Here is a 415-nt window from a genome sequence, read left to right as displayed (position 1 = left end):
CAGTGGCCACCGACCAGGCGCACGCTGGCCTGGCCGTCGACGCCATCGACGAACTCATCGGGCAGTCCGATGTAGAACACATGCGGCGCGGTCGCCATGCCGGGCTTGAGCACCTTGACCTCTTTCTCGTGCGCCTTGAGCAACTGCGCGGCGCTGCTGCTCGCGTCGTTCAGATCGCCGATCACGCGCGCGCCGCCCACGCAGCTCTCGACGCAGGCCGGCAGCAGGCCCACTTCGAGGCGATGCTCGCAGAAGGTGCACTTGTCGGCGGTCTGGGTTTCGTGGTTGATGAAGCGCGCGTCGTAGGGGCAGGCCTGCACGCAGTAGCCGCAGCCCACGCAGCGCTCGTTGTCGACCAGCACGATGCCGTCTTCGCGCTGGAACGTGGCCTGCACCGGGCACACCGGCACGCAGG

Annotated in this window: 1 protein-coding gene; it reads right to left on the bottom strand. The window is 68.2% G+C overall.

Features of this window, described 5'->3' with window-relative positions:
- On the bottom strand, nt 1-415 hold a 415-nt coding region (locus tag QZH66_RS18570), incomplete at both ends, for a 4Fe-4S dicluster domain-containing protein (protein WP_305807257.1).

The organism is Stenotrophomonas sp. YIM B06876 (assembly GCF_030711595.1).
Classification (GTDB): domain Bacteria; phylum Pseudomonadota; class Gammaproteobacteria; order Xanthomonadales; family Xanthomonadaceae; genus Stenotrophomonas.
This window is presented reverse-complemented; position numbering and strand designations above follow the sequence as displayed.